The 18647-nt window shown below is 33.4% G+C and carries 19 protein-coding genes; 10 read left to right on the top strand and 9 right to left on the bottom strand.

The window, feature by feature from the left end; genetic code table 11:
• Positions 1-234: 234 nt before the first annotated feature.
• Positions 235-993, bottom strand: coding sequence for a TMEM175 family protein (locus tag QZV68_RS06395; RefSeq protein WP_296879690.1), 759 nt, complete (start codon positions 991-993; stop codon positions 235-237).
• A gap of 346 nt (positions 994-1339) precedes the next feature.
• Here QZV68_RS06395 and QZV68_RS06390 point away from each other — a divergent pair, with 346 nt between their 5' ends.
• The 3 genes from QZV68_RS06390 to QZV68_RS06380 all read left to right on the top strand — a co-directional run bounded on the left by QZV68_RS06390 (position 1340) and on the right by QZV68_RS06380 (position 5093).
• Positions 1340-1957, top strand: a complete 618-nt coding sequence (locus tag QZV68_RS06390; RefSeq protein ID WP_296879688.1) for a KH domain-containing protein — start codon at positions 1340-1342, stop codon at positions 1955-1957.
• A 326-nt stretch (positions 1958-2283) separates the two neighbouring features.
• Complete coding sequence (gene top6B / locus QZV68_RS06385) at positions 2284-3987, top strand: DNA topoisomerase VI subunit B (RefSeq protein WP_296879686.1); 1704 nt, start codon at positions 2284-2286, stop codon at positions 3985-3987.
• Positions 3988-3995: 8 nt separating this feature from the next.
• A complete protein-coding gene (locus QZV68_RS06380) occupies positions 3996-5093 on the top strand; it encodes a DNA topoisomerase IV subunit A (protein ID WP_296879684.1) in 1098 nt (365 codons plus the stop codon).
• Between the two features lie 219 nt (positions 5094-5312).
• On the opposite strand, the gene QZV68_RS06375 is transcribed toward QZV68_RS06380, so the two are convergent.
• A complete protein-coding gene (locus QZV68_RS06375; RefSeq protein WP_296879682.1) occupies positions 5313-5612 on the bottom strand; it encodes an STAS domain-containing protein in 300 nt (99 codons plus the stop codon).
• A gap of 150 nt (positions 5613-5762) precedes the next feature.
• Here QZV68_RS06375 and QZV68_RS06370 point away from each other — a divergent pair, with 150 nt between their 5' ends.
• The 3 genes from QZV68_RS06370 (at position 5763) to QZV68_RS06360 (ending at position 8193) form a co-directional block, all read left to right on the top strand.
• Positions 5763-6035: a metal-sensing transcriptional repressor gene (locus tag QZV68_RS06370; RefSeq protein ID WP_296879680.1), complete on the top strand. Its 273-nt coding sequence runs from the start codon at positions 5763-5765 to the stop codon at positions 6033-6035.
• Positions 6036-6096: 61 nt separating this feature from the next.
• Positions 6097-7965 (top strand): cation-translocating P-type ATPase, encoded by a 1869-nt coding sequence (locus QZV68_RS06365; RefSeq protein ID WP_296879678.1) that lies wholly within the window; start codon positions 6097-6099, stop codon positions 7963-7965.
• A gap of 24 nt (positions 7966-7989) precedes the next feature.
• Complete coding sequence (locus QZV68_RS06360; RefSeq protein ID WP_296879676.1) at positions 7990-8193, top strand: heavy-metal-associated domain-containing protein; 204 nt, start codon at positions 7990-7992, stop codon at positions 8191-8193.
• Between the two features lie 6 nt (positions 8194-8199).
• Here QZV68_RS06360 and QZV68_RS06355 read toward each other — a convergent pair whose 3' ends face one another.
• Positions 8200-8961: an alpha/beta fold hydrolase gene (locus QZV68_RS06355; protein WP_296879674.1), complete on the bottom strand. Its 762-nt coding sequence runs from the start codon at positions 8959-8961 to the stop codon at positions 8200-8202.
• 176 nt (positions 8962-9137) lie between these two features.
• Between QZV68_RS06355 and QZV68_RS06350 the strand changes: the two genes are divergently transcribed.
• Together QZV68_RS06350 and QZV68_RS06345 are read left to right on the top strand one after the other, a co-directional pair.
• Positions 9138-10154 carry a phosphorylating glyceraldehyde-3-phosphate dehydrogenase gene (locus tag QZV68_RS06350; protein ID WP_296879672.1) on the top strand — a complete coding sequence of 339 codons (1017 nt, stop codon included), beginning with the start codon at positions 9138-9140 and terminating at the stop codon, positions 10152-10154.
• A 36-nt stretch (positions 10155-10190) separates the two neighbouring features.
• Entirely contained in the window at positions 10191-11027 is an 837-nt protein-coding gene (locus QZV68_RS06345) for a TIM barrel protein (RefSeq protein WP_296879669.1), read from the top strand.
• Here the strand turns inward: QZV68_RS06345 and QZV68_RS06340 are convergent.
• Both QZV68_RS06340 and QZV68_RS06335 read right to left on the bottom strand, forming a co-directional pair.
• A complete protein-coding gene (locus QZV68_RS06340; RefSeq protein ID WP_296879667.1) occupies positions 11024-11527 on the bottom strand; it encodes a zinc ribbon domain-containing protein in 504 nt (167 codons plus the stop codon). The two genes, QZV68_RS06345 and QZV68_RS06340, sit on opposite strands and share 4 nt — an antisense overlap.
• Before the next feature lie 17 nt (positions 11528-11544).
• Positions 11545-12618: a metallophosphoesterase gene (locus QZV68_RS06335; RefSeq protein ID WP_296879665.1), complete on the bottom strand. Its 1074-nt coding sequence runs from the start codon at positions 12616-12618 to the stop codon at positions 11545-11547.
• Between the two features lie 99 nt (positions 12619-12717).
• Between QZV68_RS06335 and QZV68_RS06330 the strand changes: the two genes are divergently transcribed.
• Positions 12718-13842, top strand: coding sequence for an AAA family ATPase (locus QZV68_RS06330; protein ID WP_296879663.1), 1125 nt, complete (start codon positions 12718-12720; stop codon positions 13840-13842).
• On the opposite strand, the gene hemA is transcribed toward QZV68_RS06330, so the two are convergent.
• From hemA to QZV68_RS06315, 3 genes are read right to left on the bottom strand one after another with little or no spacing between them, the layout of a single operon-like run.
• Entirely contained in the window at positions 13843-15042 is a 1200-nt protein-coding gene (gene hemA, locus QZV68_RS06325; protein ID WP_296879661.1) for a glutamyl-tRNA reductase, read from the bottom strand.
• On the bottom strand, positions 15039-15659 hold the full coding sequence (locus QZV68_RS06320) for a bifunctional precorrin-2 dehydrogenase/sirohydrochlorin ferrochelatase (protein WP_296879658.1): 621 nt from the start codon (positions 15657-15659) through the stop codon (positions 15039-15041). Before QZV68_RS06320 ends, hemA begins: the two co-directional genes overlap by 4 nt.
• A 1-nt stretch (position 15660) precedes the next feature.
• Positions 15661-16143, bottom strand: coding sequence for a methanogenesis marker 9 domain-containing protein (locus tag QZV68_RS06315; RefSeq protein ID WP_296879656.1), 483 nt, complete (start codon positions 16141-16143; stop codon positions 15661-15663).
• 162 nt (positions 16144-16305) lie between these two features.
• Between QZV68_RS06315 and QZV68_RS06310 the strand changes: the two genes are divergently transcribed.
• Entirely contained in the window at positions 16306-16998 is a 693-nt protein-coding gene (locus QZV68_RS06310) for a M48 family metallopeptidase (protein ID WP_296879654.1), read from the top strand.
• 5 nt (positions 16999-17003) lie between these two features.
• On the opposite strand, the gene atwA is transcribed toward QZV68_RS06310, so the two are convergent.
• Entirely contained in the window at positions 17004-18602 is a 1599-nt protein-coding gene (gene atwA / locus QZV68_RS06305; protein WP_296879652.1) for a methyl coenzyme M reductase system, component A2, read from the bottom strand.
• Between the last annotated feature and the right edge of the window lie 45 nt (positions 18603-18647).

The raw sequence follows: 18647 nt of genomic DNA, 5'->3' as shown, positions 1-18647 counted from the left end.
GTTATTTATTTAAGTACAGTTAATAAATATAAAGAAGAATTAGATGAAATGGCTTCAGATTATGAGTTTATCAATATTAATTCAACACATGATGATATTATTGATAAGGATGTAGATAAAATATTTAAATATTTAAATTAATGATTCTATTTCCCCATTAGATCTAAGTTTTAAAAGTATCCACAGATAATTAGAATTCCTTATTAGATACAATTATTTAAACAACAAATCGCTTCATTCGCCATAAATGCTTTTTCGAAGATTGCCAACAAATTCTTTTTCATCATCAGTCAAATCAAGATTTTCCAGACTATCTTTGCTAATACGTTTCATACGAATTACAAATACAAAAAGCAAAGTCAATAAAAAGGATAGAACACTTAATAATGGAGATACGAATGCCAATACAATGGATATTAATGAAGTGAAAACCGGCGCCAACAAGATATAGAACAATGTTAATGTGACTCCCCTAACGTATAATTTTAAATTAGGCAATTCCATCCCATCATCCTGAAGAGAGTTTTTTATTTCATCTTTTTTTTCGAAATATCCCTTAAAGTTATTCCTAATTAATAATATAAATATCAATATGTATAATAAACTGATAACAAGTACCAATAATGAAAAGAATAAGTTTACATTAGTATAATTGTAAAATTTAAAAAGAAATCCTGTTGCAAATGGGATTAAACAAACAGAAGCCATTGTAAGCATATTCAGTGTTAATATACCATAGTTTATTTTATTAAAATTAAAAAGAATGACTGTGTTCTCCCAGAAATTATATACAATATAAAAACTTATGAAATATATTAAAATAGACGGTGCCAGATAACTTATAAAATATTCGTTCAAAGCAACACCTGATGATATTTCCGAAAAGGTTGGAACCGCAAATTCCAAAACAAGAATTGTCATAGCGATTGCAAAAACACCATCAGTAATAGCAGCATGCCTATCAGTCAAATTATTAAAAATATTATTTCCCATCAATTATAAATAATGTAATTATTTTATTTAAGTTTATGCAAATCATGAGCAAGAAAATTGAAAATTGATGAAAAAAAGTAAAGGTTAGAATAAAAAAAGCACAGTCCAAAATTAATCGTGAAGAAATCTTATTAAAAACTAAATTAAATTGATTCTTTACTTTTATAATTAAAATAGCATGAATCTAAACATCATTTCAATACAACCCCTATTAATTCCAAATTTCACTGACTAACTTCAATACAAAGATTTAAAAACAATGAAACTCTAAAATCTAACCACTTTTTTAGAAATTCTTAAATAAAATAGATTAAAAAAATATTATTAACTAAAAAAAGGTGATATTATGCCAGAAACAGATTATTTGAAAATACCTCAAAATAGAGTAGGAGCATTGATTGGAAGCAATGGTAATGTTAAAAAATCCATTGAAAAAGCTACCGGAACCATCCTAGACATTGATAGTGATGAAGGCACAGTTTATATCACACCTGGAGAAAACATGGAAGATCCATTAGGAGTATGGAATGCAAACCATATTGTTAAAGCAGTAGCACGTGGATTTAATCCAGAAGTTGCACTTAAATTAGTTAGTGATGACATTTATCTTGAAGTAATCAGCCTACCTTTATACATAGGAAAATCAAAAAAAGCCCTTGCAAGACACAAAGGCAGAATTATTGGAAAAGACGGGAAAACACGTGAAATAATTATGGAAATGGCTGAAGTTGACATGGCAGTCTATGGAAAAACCGTTTCATTAATAGGTGAAATGGACAACATCATGATTGCAAAAGAAGCAATTGAAATGATTTTAAACGGTTCCAGACACAAATCAGTTTATGGATTCCTAGAGCATAAAAAGGAAACTCTAAAAATGAAAGAATTCAAAGATTTGGTTGGAATTGAAGACGATAAAATCGAATTCAAAGACGGAATCGAATTTGATGAAAACGATTATTAGGGGGCAAGTACCTCCTACTCCTAATTTTTTTGGCTGATTTTTTACATATCAAATAAATATTACACAAGCACAACAATTCTAATGAAAGATAACTATAAAAATTACATTAGTAATTGCAAACTATTATATACTTTAACCACCATATATAGATAACATAGTACAAATACTATATTTTTTACATGTTTTTAAATTATTATTTTACCACATATTTAAACAAGTTAGGCAGGGCACTGTATAATTATTACTTTCCAAATGCTCTCTGATTTGATTTAAGTATACTAACTATAATAAATTTAAACATATATTATTTAAAGGAGGAAAAGATTTTGGCTCAACAAGAATTAGGACTTGATTGGGAAGAGGATTTTCAAAGATTAACCCCATCCCAGTTCTTTAGAAAAAACAAGCAGATGCTTGGATTTACCGGTAAAATTCGTTCATTAACTATTGTTTTTCACGAATTAATTACAAACAGTTTTGACGCATGTGAAGAGTCTGGAATATTGCCTGATATTGACATAGAGTTGAAACGTGTTGACAAAGAGCATTACATTTTAAGGCATAAGGATAACGGACCTGGAATTCCTGAGGATTATGTAATGCAAGTATACTGTATGATGTTTGCAGGATCAAAATTCAGAAACATCCAATCAAGAGGACAACAAGGTTTAGGTTGTAGTGGTTGTGTTCTCCTATCACAAATGACTACAGGTAAACCTGCACGTGTAATTTCATGTTACAAAGAAGGAGATGAAATTAAAGGGGTAAAAATGAAATTCCAGATGGATGTTGAAAACAACCGCGGAATTTTAATGGAAAGAGAAGATTATGTTGGAGAAAGTACTGGAGTATGTATTGAATTGCAATTCAAAGATGTTTCCTACTCTCTTGCAGAACAAGGTGCTTTTGAATACATCAGAAGAACCATGATTGGAAACCCTCATGCAAAAATTACCTTCAGAGACCCATCAGGACACAAATATATCTTCAAAAGAGCAGCAGATGTTGTTCCAGTACAACCAAAAGAAGTACTGCCACACCCTAAAGGTGTAAGTGCCGACGATTTAATGACAATGGCTAAAAATACCGACAGCAGAAGATATAAAAGTATGCTAACTTCATCAATGTCAAGAATGTCCAATAAAAGAGCTGATGAAATCGCTGAACTTACCGGAATCGACATGAACAAACGTCCAAAAGACATGACTTTCCAGGAAGCGGAAGCTATCGTTCAATGCTTTAAGAAAATGAAATTCATGGCTCCTCCAACCGACGGACTCATACCAATCGGTTCAGATCAGATTGAAAAAGGTATGAAACAAATTCTAAAACCTGAATTTGTAGCTACAATAACAAGAAAACCGGTTACTTATGCCGGAGGTGTATCATTCATTATTGAAGCAGGGCTTGCATACGGAGGAGATGCTGGTAGAGTTGTGAACGAACAAAGAAAATCCGAAATCATGAGATTTGCAAACAGAGTTCCATTAACCTTCGATGCCGGAAGCTGTGCTATTACAGAAGCACTTAAAAGCATTGATTGGAAACGTTATGGACTTAAAGATATGGACAATACACCATTAACATTATTCGTAAATATTATCTCAACACAAGTGCCTTATCTTTCAACAGGTAAACAAAGTGTATCTCCAGAACCTGAAATAGTTCACGAAATCAGACAATCAACCATGAAATTAGCCCGTAAACTTCAAAAGCACATTAGGGCTAAAAGAGCAGCGAAAGAAAAAGAAAAACGTTCAAAAGTATTTGAAGAATACGTTCCTGTAATTATCGAAGAAGCTGCAAAACTTGGAGAAACTGGAGTCCCAGAATATCATGAAGTTTTAGCAAAAGTTACAAAAAGAGCGCTTGCTGAATTACTTGGAGAAAAAGTTGAAGAGGAAGAGGAAGAAGAAGAACTTGATGCAATCATCATGGAAGAAGTTGATGAATTCGGACACACCGTCAAAGGTGAAAATTCAACATTAGACAGCTTCAGAGAAGATGAAGATGAGGAGCTAGAAGAATAGGTGATTAGATGACTAAGGTTGAACAGGAAGGCAAATCACACAAAGAAGTAAGAAAAGAATACACTCTTAATAAGCTTACAGGTTTAGGCCAAGAAATTATCGAAAAAATTGAGGAAAAGAAAGTCCCTTCCATTAGAGTTCCTTCTAGAGGTACTGGAAACATTGTTTATGACGATGCAAAAAGATACTATGTATTAGGTGACAGATACGGAAAGAGATCTTTAGGTAATGTGAAACAGATTAGAAAATTGGGCCAAATGGTTTATGTAGGTAACTTTTGTAAAGATCTTGTAGCCCGTGAAAAAACCGCTACCATCAGGGAAATGTATTATGTTTCAGAAGGTTGGGGAATAAGCTTTAAAACACAGCAAGAATCAAACATTGTTGGAGAAGACCTGGAAGTTACACTCGGAACCACACGTGAAGAGTTAGGTCTAATGCCTGAAGAAGACGGAGCATCCGTTTATGGGGACATTACCCTATTCGATGAAGTTGAAATTAATGCTGCAAAAGTTGGAAAATCAGGATATACAATTTCACCAACAATTGACCAAGTAAACTTCCTCGAATGCAATGTCGATAAGGTACTGGCTGTGGAAACCATGGGAATGTTTCACAGGTTAGTACAGGAAAATGCTCACAAAAGATTTAATACATTGATTGTTGGGCTTAAAGGACAGGCCGCTCGTGCAACAAGAAGATTCCTTAAAAGAGTTAATGAAGAACTTGGATTACCAGTCTACATCTGTAACGACGGAGACCCTTGGGGATTCCACATTGCACAGGTAATTATTTCCGGAAGTGCAAAATTAGCTCACGTTAATCATCAGCTTGCTACTCCAGATGCCAAATTTATCGGAGTAACCGCATCCGACATTATCAACTATGATTTACCTACAGATAAACTCAAAGACGTTGATGTGATGAGACTCAAAGAGCTTTCTAAAGACCCAAGGTATAAAAGCGAATTCTGGCAAACAGAAATTAAAAAGATGCTTAAAATTGGTAAAAAAGCAGAACAGCAATCTTTCTCCAAATATGGGCTTGAATATGTAGTAGACACATATTTCCCAGCTAAATTTGAAGAAATGGAAAATCAAGCATAGACTTGAACTTTTCCTCCCTTTTTTTTTTATTTTTTTAAAATCATTTCCAAAAATTAGAATTACTATTTTTACATAAATTAAACTGGAAATTAGAAAAATAATAACTAAAATATAATCATATGCCAAAATATCTGCATATCATTAATTTTTAAAAACAAAAAGCAAAAATAGATAAAGATTAATAAAGGAACTTTATTAAACTAATTTAAATCAAAATAATTATTTAATTGTTAAAATTTTATCAAAACCAGACATTGAAAAGATTTCCTTGATAGTGTCATTAACATTAATTATAACAAATGGAATGTTGTCCGGTTGTAATTTTTTCTGAACTAAAACTAATACTCTTAATCCAGCACTGGAAATATACTCCAAATTATTCAAATCAAGAATTAATGAGTCGAATTTACCCATTTCATCCATTATTTCATTTTCAAAATCTGGTGCTGTTACTGTATCTATACGATCTCCAACTTCGATAGTTAATTCTTTATCATTATATGTTTTTACGATGTCCATAATATCGCCTTTGAATTATATATGTATATTAAATAATTTAAATATTTTGTTAATTTTATTCACAAAAAAATCAATTCCAAATGGAAAAAAGTTGGATAAATTTATATATGATGATAATTATATACCCTTGTAGGTATAGGTAGTGTTATTATGAAAGAATGTATGGACAGTGAAAATTTACATAGACGACTTAAAAAAATTATAGGTCAGATAAATGCAATTGATCGCATGATTGATGAAGATATCCCCTGTGAACAAATATTGATGCAGGTAAATGCATCCAAATCAGCATTACATAAAGTAGGACACATTATTGTGGAAGGACACTTAGAACATTGTGTTAAAGAAGCTATTGAAAATGGAAATTCTGATGATGCATTGGGAGATATTTCTTCAATAATGGAGTATTACTCCAGACTTTAATTTTTTTTAAAATAACTTTAAATACCTATGGGGGTATACCTATACCTAGGGGCTGTTTAAAATGAAATTTACAAAAGATGAAAAAATGGACATCCTGAAAATTGCAGTTTCAGCAATAAGCATTATTGCAAGTTTCGTTCTATCTCTAGATTACATCTCATGGATTGCCGTACTTTTATGTGGAATACCAATTTTTAAAGAATGCATTGAAGGAATGATAATGGAATTTGACCTAACTGCAGATTTACTTGTCTCAATTGCAATTATTGCATCAATAATCATAGGCGAAGTATTTGCTGCAGGAGAAATTGCTACAATCATGGCAATAGGAGGATTTTTAGAAGATTATACTGTGTCAAAAACACAGGGAAGAATTGAAGAACTCGTTAAAATGACACCTCAAGTCGCAACAAGAGTCAAGAATGGAATTGAAGAAAAAATACCTGTTAAAAATATAGAAATCGGAGATATCTTAAAGGTACTGCCCGGTGAAAGTATTCCAACCGATGGAATAATATTAAATGGTGAAACCTCAATAGACCAATCAGCATTAACTGGAGAATCCGTTCCAGCAGACAAAAAAGAAAACGATGAAGTCTTTAGTGGAACAACCAATCTTTATGGTTCATTTACAATGAAAACAACAAAAATCAGCCAAGACAGTTCTCTTCAAAAGCTAATAAGATTGGTTGAATCATCAAAGCCAGAAAATGCAAAAATTGTCCAAACTGCAGACAAATGGGCAGCAATTATCGTCGTAATAGCATTTACAGCAGCAATATTGACATATTTATATACATTTGAAATAAGCAGATCAGTTACAATCCTTGTGGTATTCTGCCCATGCGCATTAATACTGGCCACACCCACTGCAATCATGGCTTCCATCGGAAATTTAACAAAATACGGCATCCTAGTAAAAGATGGAGAATCTTTAGAAGAGCTGGCCCATGTTGACGAACTTGTCTTTGATAAAACAGGAACCCTGACAAACGGCGAGCCGAAAGTTGTCAATGTCATCTCAGACAAACTCGACGAAATGACTCATTTACTTGCATCACTTGAATCAAAATCCGAACACCCCATTGCAAAGGCAATAGTCAAATCCTACACCGGCATCGAACTTGCAGAAGTCAACGACTTTAAAATACATATAGGAATGGGAGTTAGTGGTACCATAAACAATTCAAGAATACTTGCAGGAAACAAAAAACTCATAAAAGAGGAAAACATCCCCTCAAAATACAACGAAGAACCTCAAAACGGAGAGATTGAAATATTTGTATCAAAAGACGACGAAATTCTTGGAAAAATACATCTTGCAGACACCCTGCGTAAAAATTCCAGACAGACAATAACAAATCTGAAAAGGATGCGAATCAAAACAGCACTTCTTAGCGGAGACAATGAAAAAACAACAAAATTCATTGCCGATCAAGTCAAAGTGAGAAACGTCAAGTTCAACTGCCTTCCGGAAGATAAAACTGAATATATCAAACGGGAACAGATACTCGGACATAAAGTCGCCATGATTGGAGACGGATTAAATGATGCTCCTTCACTAAGGAAGGCCAATGTCGGAATAGCAATGAGCGATATTGGAAGTGACATCAGCGTTGAAGCAGCAAACATTGCATTAATCCACGACAATATAGGAGACATTCCCCATCTGATTGGAATAGCCAGAAAAACAGTGCAAATAATAAATATAGGAATAGGATTTGCATTGGTTTTGAATATTTTAGCTATGGCATTGGCGATTTTGGGAGTTTTAAATCCGATTGAAGGTGCATTAATCCACAATATCGGGTCAATTATTGTAATCGTCTATTCTTCAACGCTAGTTCGTTATAAAATTTCAAATAAGGACTACAATAAATTACAGATAGGTGTAAAAAAAACTTTAAATAAATCAAAAGTAAAATATTAAATATCAATAATTAGGTGAATTACTATGGCTGAAAAAGAAATTAAAGTAGTTGGTATGCACTGTCCTTCATGTGTTAATGCTGTCGAATTATGTTTGAAAGATGTTGACGGAATCGAAGATGCTAAGGCGGATTTGGATTCTGGAATAACCACAATTACCATGTCTGACGATGTTAGCGATGCTGACATAAATGACGCTGTTGAAGAAGCCGGATTCAAAGTAGAATAATTCTACTTACCTTTCTTTTTTTATGAAACTTTTTAAAATCGACAATATTTTCTCTTTATTTTTTCCAACCAACAGATTATGCTTCACATCATCAAAGACTACCAGTTTTGAATTTTTAATATTGTTTTTCAAATCTTGCTGTGAACTTAATGGTAATATTTCATCATATTTTCCTGCCAAAATTAATGTTGGAGGATCAATTTGTGACAATTTATCTTCCACATCAAAATTCAGGCAGGCATCAACAGATTGGATGTAAGCATCCATATCTGCAGTTTGTGAAGCAAATTTTTTTAAAAATGCCAATTCTTCTCTGTTATTTTCAATTACACTCGAACATAAACTCATAGAAAACAATAAATCATAAAACTCATCAAAACTGCTGTTTAATGCACTTTTAAACTGACTTAAAATATCTTTTGATTGTTCATCAGGCTTATAAAAACCTGACATCAACACTAACGAAGAAACCATCTGAGGATATCTGATTGTAAAGTCAAGAGCAACAGCACTACCCAAAGAAAATCCCACCAAATTAATATTTTCAATATACAGCTCATCCAAAAGATTTCTTAAGTCCTCGCATAACAAATCTATTGTAATTTCATTATTTCCACGTTCAGTTTCACCATGACCTCTTAAATCAATTCTCAATACCTGATAATCCTTTTTAAGATTATTAGCTAAAAATTCCCAATACAATAAACTATCCGAAAGACCATGAATAAAAACTATCGCTTCACCGGCACCATCAATTTTATAATTCATATAAATTATTCTAAATGACTTATAATTAAAATAGTTATTGAAAAATCAAAATTGCTTCCAGAGCGATTAATCCAAATCAAGATTTCCAAAAATTAATCATCAAATTTTATATAAGTTAAACAACAGATTTAAATCCATATAATATTCAATTATTATAATTTAAAAAAGGGATTAAAATGAAAACTGTTGCAATTAATGGTTATGGAACCATCGGTAAAAGAGTGGCTGACGCTGTTGCCGCTCAAGATGATATGAAAGTTATTGGTGTAAGTAAAACTAGACCAAACTATGAAGCAAGAACCGCTGTTGAAGAAAAAGGCTACCCATTATACATTGGAATTCCAGAAAGAGAACAATTATTCAAAGATGCTGGAATTGAAATAGCCGGTACTGTTGAAGAAATGATTCAAGAAGCAGATGTTGTTGTTGACTGTACTCCTGGAAGTATAGGTCCTCAAAACCTTGAAATGTATAAAAAAGCAGGTGTAAAAGCAATTTATCAAGGTGGAGAAGACCACGAATTAACAGGCCTTTCATTTAATGCTTTTGGTAATTATGATGACTCCTATGGTGCAGACTACACAAGAGTAGTATCCTGTAACACCACCGGATTAACCCGTACACTATCTACAATTGACCCTATTGCAGACATTAAAAAAGTTAGGGCAGTAATGGTAAGAAGAGGATCAGACCCTTCCGAAATCAAAAAAGGACCAATCAACGCAATTGTTCCAAATCCTCCAAAAGTACCGTCCCACCACGGGCCGGATGTAAAAACCGTAATGAAAGGCATTGATGTAACAACCATGGCATTGCTCGTGCCTACTACCCTAATGCACCAACACAACATCATGGTTGAAATAAACAACGATGTTGAAACCGAAGAAATCATTGAAGCTTTGGAAAAACGTTCAAGAGTGCTTGTTGTTTCTGCAGAAGAAGGTTTAGGTTCCACTGCTGAGTTAATGGAATATGCTAAAGAACTTGGAAGAAACAGAAACGATTTATATGAAATTCCAGTCTGGAGAGAATCCATCAATGTTGTAGATAATGAATTATTCTATATGCAAGCAGTGCATCAGGAATCTGACGTAATTCCAGAAAACATTGACGCTATTCGTGCACTTCTTGAAATGGAAAGCGATAACGAAAAATCAATTGCAAAAACTAACAAAGCTATGGGAATATTCTAAATTCCCCTTTTTTTACTATTTTTTTAACTGATTTAAATGAAACATAATGTACTTTTTGGACCTGCAGGGAGTCCTATCAATTATAAAGGTGCAGCATATAAAGCTCCAAAATACATTTCAGAAGAAAATCTTGATTCCTATGAATACCAATCACCCTATGGCGTGAGAATTGGCGAAAAAGCTGCAACCACACTTAAAGAAGAATCTGAAAAACATGACATTTTGGTTTCAATGCATGCACCGTATTATATCAACCTCTGCGCTAAAGAAGAGGAAAAACTTGATAAAAGCATCGGCCATCTAATAGCCGCCGCCCGTGCAGGCGAATGGATGGGTGCTTACAGATTGGTTTTCCATCCCGGAGCATACCTAAATAGAAAACCTGCTAAAGCAATGGAAATATCAAAAAATACTGTCAACAGATTATTTGAGGAGCTTGAAGCTGAAGGAATTGAAAATTACACATTTGCTCCAGAAACCACTGGAAAAAGAACACAGCTCGGAAACGTTAGTGAAGTTGTTGAATTATGTGCAACATTCGACCACTTTGAACCTACAATTGATTTTGCTCATGTCCATGCCAGAGGTCGTGGATTTTTGAATAAAAAAGAAGATTACAATTGTATTTTTTCAACAATTGAAGACAATTTGGACATTGACATCCTGCATTGCCATTATACCACCATAGAATATGGTAGGGGTGGCGAAGTAAAACATCATACCCTCGAAGAAAGCGATGAATACGGACCTGACGTGAAAGATTTGCTATCAAATTTAATCGACAACGGATGGAAAGCAAACATCATCTGTGAAACACCAGAGAGGGATTTGGATTCTTTGAAGATGAAAAATATATATGAAGAGATGATTTAATAATCCTTAACGGAATCTATTAGGTCATCCAATTCCCGGGTTAAGGTCTTTACTTCCTTTTCACTTTCATCAGACATGTGGATAATTAATTCATCGATGAAATCCTCTAATTTGTCGATGATTTTTTCCAATGTATAAATCTTAATTTCCAGCTCTTTTTTAATTTTTTCAGAGGGTCTGGTGGCCAATTTTATAATATCTGATGAAACTTCAATATTGTTGTAGAAAACATTATTGCTTTCATTGATTGTCGAAATAAATACCCTATAACTGTTTTCTGATGAATTAAATTGCTTTTGAATTAATTCAATTGCCCGGTTTACTTTTAAATCATATTCTTTTTTTAAGTTTTCAATTTTTATATCATACTTCAAAAAGAAATCTTCATCCTGAATGAATTCCCCATCAGGTTCTTCAAGTTTAGCGCCACAGTTTGCACAGAACTTGTCAAGAGGACTCACTTTAGAGCCGCAATTCATGCAATAATTAAATCCAACCATTACCAAACACCCAATATCTATTTTCTTCTTAATTTTAAAATTACTAATTCAGAATCAGTTCCCCATCTCATCGGAGTGTCCATTGATCCAACACCAGTCGTAACATGAATATATTTTCCGGATTCGTTTGCAAAAAGCCCCTTGTTATATTTAAACAGGATATTTGCAATCTGGACTACAGGATAAAATTGTCCTCCGTGAGTATGCCCTGACAATTGAATGTCAAAGCCCATCGATGAAAATTCGTCCCAGCGATAAGGAACATGATAATTAATAATATTTACTGAATTAGGATTTAAATTATTTTTTATTTCATCAGAGGTCGGCATCAGAATATCATCAAAACTATATGTCAGACCATAAATATTCAAATTTTCAAATTCTAGTTTGTCATTATCCAAAACTATAATTCCTGCATTTTTACATGCCTCAACAACACTGTCGATTCCAATATAGAAATCATGGTTTCCTGGTGTGAAAACTATCGGCATTTCAACATTCTTTAATCCGTCAAAGTCATCGAATTCCACAACTGAAGAGCCATCCGCCAAATCACCTGAAATGATTGCCAAACTGCAGGTATCTTCCAATTCTTTTAATTTATCTGCAATTTGTGAAATAATCTGCTTATGCCTTACAGACCCGAAATGAACATCAGACAAATGAACAATATTAATATCATGAGTCAGATTTTCCAGTTCCAATACTCTCTCCTTGACAACCAGCTGGTGAGCCTTATGATAATTATAAACGCCCAGAACAGGAACAATAGCTAGTAACAGACAAATAACAAACTTCGGAATAGCCACAAAAGTATTGAACATATAAATCATTACGACATCAATTAAAAACATTAAGGAAGCCCACATCCATATACCGTCAACAGTCTGAATAAATCTTCCGCCAACGGTTGACTTTTTTTCTTCGAAAAATACAGGGATGCAACGCATCAAACCAATTAAAATACCTGCACAAGCAAAATAAATATCATTTACTTCACAAATCAGTAAAAACATGTATTTTAAAAGGAAAAATTGAAATACCGCATAGAATGGGGCGCTAAGCAATACTCTCCTAGTTCTAAAACTCATGATATTATCACCACTTTTAAATTTATCACGACTAATATAAATAATAAAACATACAAAAAAAAGAAATGTTAAAAATTATAAAATCCGGGAGCTGATTTATTGAAAACAGATAACAAAAAACAAGAACTAAAATCTCCAACCCAAAAATCGGCAAAAAAAGAAAATGAAAATAAAGAATATGCCGAATGTGTTGTTCTGAAAGCTGTCGGCTATCCATTCGATTTTAATTTAATGGAAAACGATTTTGAGATTACCAATTCAAAATTATTTGAAGAATATGCCCGTGAACAATGGTTAGGATTAGAAGTAAAAGAAAATTCCTATCTTTTTGATCAAAAAATCATACCTGATTACGGTTTTGAAATTATAACTGCAAGACCTGACGGCTCAATAATTTCTGAAAATACTAAAATCAAGCTCATCGATGAAGAAATAAACAATATTACAGACGAAATTAAAATAGACAAGTCAATGAAAATTTCAGACATTGTCGGACAGAAAAATGCTAAAAATAAAGTCAAGGTTCTAATCAAATATCTTGACGACCCGGATAAGTTTGGACCATGGGCTCCAAAAAACATTTTATTTTACGGACTTCCAGGTACCGGCAAAACCATGCTTGTAAAGGCATTAGCCAATGAGCTTGAAGTACCGCTTCATTTAATAAAAGCAACTTCATTAATTGGAGAACATGTCGGTGACAGTGCATCCAAAATTCATGATTTGTTTAAAAAGGCCAGTGAAAAAACACCTTCAATAATATTCATTGATGAAATTGATGCAATTGCACTTCACAGGTCATTTCAATCATTAAGGGGAGACGTATCCGAAATAGTAAATTCACTCTTGACCGAAATGGATGGAATCAGTGAAAACGAATCAGTCATAACTATTGGAGCTACCAACAATCCAACATCCCTCGATTATGCAGTCAGAAGCAGATTCGAAGAGGAAATTGAATTCATCCTGCCAAATGATGAAGAGAGAAAGGAAATATTAGAAAAAAATCTCAAGACCATACCTTTAGAATATGATTTGAACATGAATAAGATTACCAAAATGACTAAAGGAATGTCAGGAAGAGACATTAAAGAAAAAATACTTAAAACTGCTCTTCATAATGCTATAGCTAATGATGACAATACATTAACTATGAAACACATTGAATATTCAATGCAATCCTGTAAAATTAAAAATTTAGATGTTAAAGGAATGTTTGAATAATTACTTTGAATTAAACAGATATTCCGCAGCTGCAATAACTTCCTTATTTTCATCTTTTGCAGCATCCTTAACATTTTTAGAAATATCGAAAAATATCTTATTGACAATGGAATTTGTTAAATTATTTAAAATTTTTGCGCTACCATCTACATCAGCCAACTTAACTAATGCTTTTTTAGTTTCACGTTGTCTTATCTCTTCCATAGATGACCTTAAACTGGCGAGTGTTTCTTCAACTTCCATTATTTTAAAGGATTCTTTAAGTAAAATGAACTCTTCATCGATGATGTTTTCTGCCTGACCAAATTCCTTGATTCTGAGATTAGTATTTTCATCAGCAATCTCCCTCAAGTCATCGATATTGAACAATTTAACACCCAATTCACTAACATCTTCTGAAATATCGCGGGGATTTGCAATGTCAACCATCATCAAATCATCATAATCCCTTTCAATACCCAATAAACGTTTTTTAGTGATTATTGCATGAGGAGCACTTGTTGCACTGATGACCAAATCGGCTGTTGCCAAATATTTTTCAAGTTCACTGAACAATATGGCCTCACCACCCAAATCCTTGGCAAGCTCAACAGCAACATAATAAGTTCTGTTGGCAACAAAAATAGCATTCAAGTCTTTTTCAGCAAGTGCTTTGGCGACCAATTTTCCCATTTTGCCCGCACCGATAACCAGAACAGATTTATCATCCAAACTTCCCATGTGTTTTTCAGCCAAATCGATTGCAGCAGACCCAATTGAAACAGATCCCTTATTGATATTGGTTTTATTTCTAACGACCTGACCAACATGAATAGCTTTTGTAAAAACAGCATCCAATGCTTTACCACAGTGATGCTCCTTCATTGCCTTGTGTTTAGCATCTTTAACCTGACCCAGGATTTGGTCCTCACCAACAATCATTGATTCCAAACCGGAAGTCATACGCAGGAGGTGCATAACTGCAGAATTGCCATATTCAATTATAATGCTTTGATTTTCATGAGACAATAATTCATCATCCTCGGAAATATTATCGTTTTTAATATAATACTCTTTTCTGTTACATGTGGAAATTTCAACATATTCACCAACGGAATATTTTTCCTGCAAATTCCAAAATAAGTCGTCAATATCCTTTGAAATATTCTCCATTGATTGAATATCCGCAATTTTATGGTCTACCCTTAAATTAAGTATCACTCTAATCCCCTTATCAAGTTATTAATATACATTTTAGCTTCTTCAATTTTTCTATCTTTAATAAAGTCATTAATCCTTTCATCTTCAAAAATATCATAAAGATACTTTCTGCGTTGCTTTTGGTCATCAATTACCTCTTTTAAAATTGAACGTGCATAATCCTGAAGTTCAATTTCGAGAATATCCTCTTCAGTAATAATAGATTGAATCTTTTTGCGCAATTGACGAGCCATTAATGGACTTTTGCCATTTGTAAAAATAGATATTTCAATTTCTCCAATTTCAAAGCTTGTAGGAACAATAATATCTCCCTTTTGTGGTAAATCAGCCCTATTAACCAATTTATTTTGAGCAATATTTGAAACATGCTCGCACAACTTTTCATCACCACTGGCCACTACAACCAAATCCGACCATGAAACCATTTCATCAACATCATCAACAGAACATAAAACCGCACCCTTATCACACAAATCTTCAGATAAGGTGTTTCCAGCCAATTTTACATTGGCCCCGTGGTCTAAAAACTTATTGGCCCTCCGGGTTGCAACTTCCCCTGTGCCTAAAATAAATACATTCAAATCAGATGTTTTTAAATATAGAGAAGTCCAATCCATTTTAATCAGATTTTTCAAGTGAACGGGAATGCAATACTTTAACTGCAGCCCTTAAATCATTATTGCATTCAGTCAAAACATTCATAGCTTCAATTTTGCTAACATGAAATGTTTCTGCCAATGCTTCAGCCCTTTCATCAGGATCAGGCTTTTTAATTCCAACCAGCCTTTCTGACAATTGTTTCTTTAAATCCAAGTACTCTTCATGACTCATTCCCATATTCTTTAAAGTCATATCTCTCAATGGGCAAGGTTTTGATGGTTTACAACACCATACAAGTGACCCGAAACAGGTCCCTGCTCCTTCACCTAATCTGGTTTCTTTTCCAAATTGAACTTTAATGTTAATGAACTCCTGAGGAGTTAAATTAATTTCCTGTAATGCATTTAAAACTGGGCATGGTTTAACTGGCGGACAACAAAAAGCGAGTCCTCTTATATCACCACCCCTACAAATATGAGACGGCGCATCTTCCCAAGTCATAATAATCCTCCAATAAATTAAATTATTCAATAATAAGTAGTTAATATAAAATATTAATATAATTTATTTAAACAATGAATATATAATCTTTTTTGTAAGAAAACTATTTAAGCATTAAAGAATGTAATATAAATTTAAAATACAAACATCAACCAGATTCCTATGATTACAAAAGAAGTAAAAATTGACGACCTAACCATAAAATTACACAGAAAAAACATTAAAAATATGTATCTTCGGGTTTTACCGCCAAATGGAGAAATCATAATCTCAGCACCACATTTTCTGCCCCATGAAGAAATTGTTAATTTCGTCAGAGACAGAAAGGATTGGATTTTGAAAAAACAGGAACTGATTATAAGCAATGAAATCAATGCTCCGCTGAAATACAAAAGCGGTGAAACACACTACCTTTGGGGAAAAGAATACACTCTGCAATTGGTTTCCAAAGAGGATTTAAAAAAAACAGTTGTTGATTATGACAAAAATATCATTTATCTTCCAGTCCCAAAAAGAAGCAGAAAGGAAACCCGTGAAAAAATATTAAATGAATTATACAGGAAAGAGCTTAAAAAAGCAATACCTCCTGTTTTAGAAAAATGCAGCAAACGTGTTGGAAAAACACCCTCCGAAGTAAAAGTGAGAAATATGAAAAACTGGGGAAATTGCAGATATCAGGACAAAAGAATAACATTAAATTTAAAATTAGCAAAAAAAGATCCAATTTGTCTTGAATATGTAATGATACATGAACTGTGTCATCTGATAGAATTCAATCATGGGAAAAAATTTAAAAAATTAATGGACATACATTGTCCGGAATGGAAAAAAATAAAAAAAATATTAAATGAATAAGAAGATTATCTTTCTTTGAGCATATCTTCTTTTTCATCAGGAGTTAATTGCTGAACTATTTCTTCAGGAGTACCAATATCCAATATTTTTCCTCCTCTCATTAAAGCAGCCCTGTCACAAACATCCAGTACAAAGTCCATATCGTGAGAGATGATAATGAATGTCTGTTCCAATTCAGTACGTGCTTTCAAAATAGAATCAGTTACAACTACACGAGTGACAGGATCCATAGTACCTGTCGGTTCGTCCAAAACAATAAGGTTTGGTTCTTTAATTAAAACTTGAGCAAGAGCAACCCTATGTTTTTCACCTACACTTAACTGATCAGGATACTTGTCAAGAATCGCATTTGCTGTTGCATCAGAAAATCCTACAGTGGTCAATGCATGTGTAGCTTTAATCTTACCGAATTCTGCAGGCAAATTCAAACTGATTGCATCAGTCAAGTTACCTAAAATAGTTCTGTGAGGATATAATGAATATTCTTGATGTAATAAACCAATATAAGGCATGATACGGCCACGATTAAGTGGACCTACTTTAGTCATGTCAATCCATTCATCACCAAGCTTAATTTGAATGTCACCGCTACTTGGTTCAGTCAGTCCCATCAGCATTCTTGTAGTAGTAGTTTTACCAGAACCGCTTAAACCGACAATACCGAAAATCTCTTCCTTATTGATGTCTAGGCTAATTCCGTCAACCGCTTTTACTACTCCCCTTTCTATTGAGTAGTAATGTTTTTTAACATCTTCAAGAATAACCTGTTTTTCACCAAATTCCGGAATTTCCGGTTTTTCAGGAATTGGTACTGTTTCCATAAAGTGGTCAACAACAGTATTAGGTTCGCCTTCCTCTTTGATTTGACCATCCTCTAACCAAATAACATTGTCTGCAAGTTCAGTCATTACTTCTGGCCAGTGAGAAGTGATTAGCATGGTGATTCCTTCATCTTTTACCCCTTCTTTTAGAGTATTGTGTAATTTTACCGCAGTTTGAGGGTCCAATGTACCAGTCGGTTCATCAGCTAAAAATGTCATTGGCTTCTTAGCCAATTGCCTTGCAAGTACAACTCTCTGTTTTTCCCCACCACTTAAGTCACGAGCGATATGGGTAATCCTATGATTCATTTGAACCATTTCAAGTAACTCCAAAGCAAAATATAAACCTTCTTCATAATCCATATCATCAGGCATTGCCCTCATTACATTTTCGATTACAGTTTCTTCATCATATAATGCGAAGTTACGTTGTAACATAATAGCTATTCTTCTTTTGATACTTGCAAATAACTTTCTTTCAGCATTGAAGAAATCAACTTCTTTAGCTTCAAGAGTTCCACCGCAACTGCATCTTTCACCAATATGAGATGGAGAGTCCACAGCCAAACAATCAGGACAGACAGCAAGGTTCATTATGATATTACCTGCATCAGGCTTATAGTCCAATGTACCTCTAAGCATGTTAATTAAAACAGATTTTCCACTTCCACTACGTCCTAAAATACCTAAAGTTTCCCCTTCACTAATCTTCAAATTAATATCTTTAAGAACATCAACACCATCGAAATTTTTTGTAATATTCTTAAGTGTAATAAAATCCATGAAATCACCTATTGACATAATTTATATTATAAACTATTAATAATA

The sequence above is a fragment of the uncultured Methanobrevibacter sp. genome (assembly GCF_902801725.1).
Taxonomy (GTDB): domain Archaea; phylum Methanobacteriota; class Methanobacteria; order Methanobacteriales; family Methanobacteriaceae; genus Methanocatella.
Note: the sequence above shows the minus strand (reverse complement) of the source record. Positions and strands in the feature narration are given on the sequence as shown.

Excerpts from the sequence above, each read along its gene's own strand:
- QZV68_RS06395 (WP_296879690.1), bottom strand. The coding sequence starts at position 993 with ATGGGAAATAATATTTTTAATAATTTGACTGATAGGCATGCTGCTATT.
- QZV68_RS06390 (WP_296879688.1), top strand. The coding sequence starts at position 1,340 with ATGCCAGAAACAGATTATTTGAAAATACCTCAAAATAGAGTAGGAGCA.
- QZV68_RS06380 (WP_296879684.1), top strand. The coding sequence starts at position 3,996 with ATGACTAAGGTTGAACAGGAAGGCAAATCACACAAAGAAGTAAGAAAA.
- QZV68_RS06375 (WP_296879682.1), bottom strand. The coding sequence starts at position 5,612 with ATGGACATCGTAAAAACATATAATGATAAAGAATTAACTATCGAAGTT.
- QZV68_RS06370 (WP_296879680.1), top strand. The coding sequence starts at position 5,763 with ATGAAAGAATGTATGGACAGTGAAAATTTACATAGACGACTTAAAAAA.
- QZV68_RS06365 (WP_296879678.1), top strand. The coding sequence starts at position 6,097 with ATGAAATTTACAAAAGATGAAAAAATGGACATCCTGAAAATTGCAGTT.
- QZV68_RS06360 (WP_296879676.1), top strand. The coding sequence starts at position 7,990 with ATGGCTGAAAAAGAAATTAAAGTAGTTGGTATGCACTGTCCTTCATGT.
- QZV68_RS06355 (WP_296879674.1), bottom strand. The coding sequence starts at position 8,961 with ATGAATTATAAAATTGATGGTGCCGGTGAAGCGATAGTTTTTATTCAT.
- QZV68_RS06350 (WP_296879672.1), top strand. The coding sequence starts at position 9,138 with ATGAAAACTGTTGCAATTAATGGTTATGGAACCATCGGTAAAAGAGTG.
- QZV68_RS06345 (WP_296879669.1), top strand. The coding sequence starts at position 10,191 with ATGAAACATAATGTACTTTTTGGACCTGCAGGGAGTCCTATCAATTAT.
- QZV68_RS06340 (WP_296879667.1), bottom strand. The coding sequence starts at position 11,527 with ATGGTTGGATTTAATTATTGCATGAATTGCGGCTCTAAAGTGAGTCCT.
- QZV68_RS06335 (WP_296879665.1), bottom strand. The coding sequence starts at position 12,618 with ATGAGTTTTAGAACTAGGAGAGTATTGCTTAGCGCCCCATTCTATGCG.
- QZV68_RS06320 (WP_296879658.1), bottom strand. The coding sequence starts at position 15,659 with ATGGATTGGACTTCTCTATATTTAAAAACATCTGATTTGAATGTATTT.
- QZV68_RS06315 (WP_296879656.1), bottom strand. The coding sequence starts at position 16,143 with ATGACTTGGGAAGATGCGCCGTCTCATATTTGTAGGGGTGGTGATATA.
- QZV68_RS06310 (WP_296879654.1), top strand. The coding sequence starts at position 16,306 with ATGATTACAAAAGAAGTAAAAATTGACGACCTAACCATAAAATTACAC.
- atwA (WP_296879652.1), bottom strand. The coding sequence starts at position 18,602 with ATGGATTTTATTACACTTAAGAATATTACAAAAAATTTCGATGGTGTT.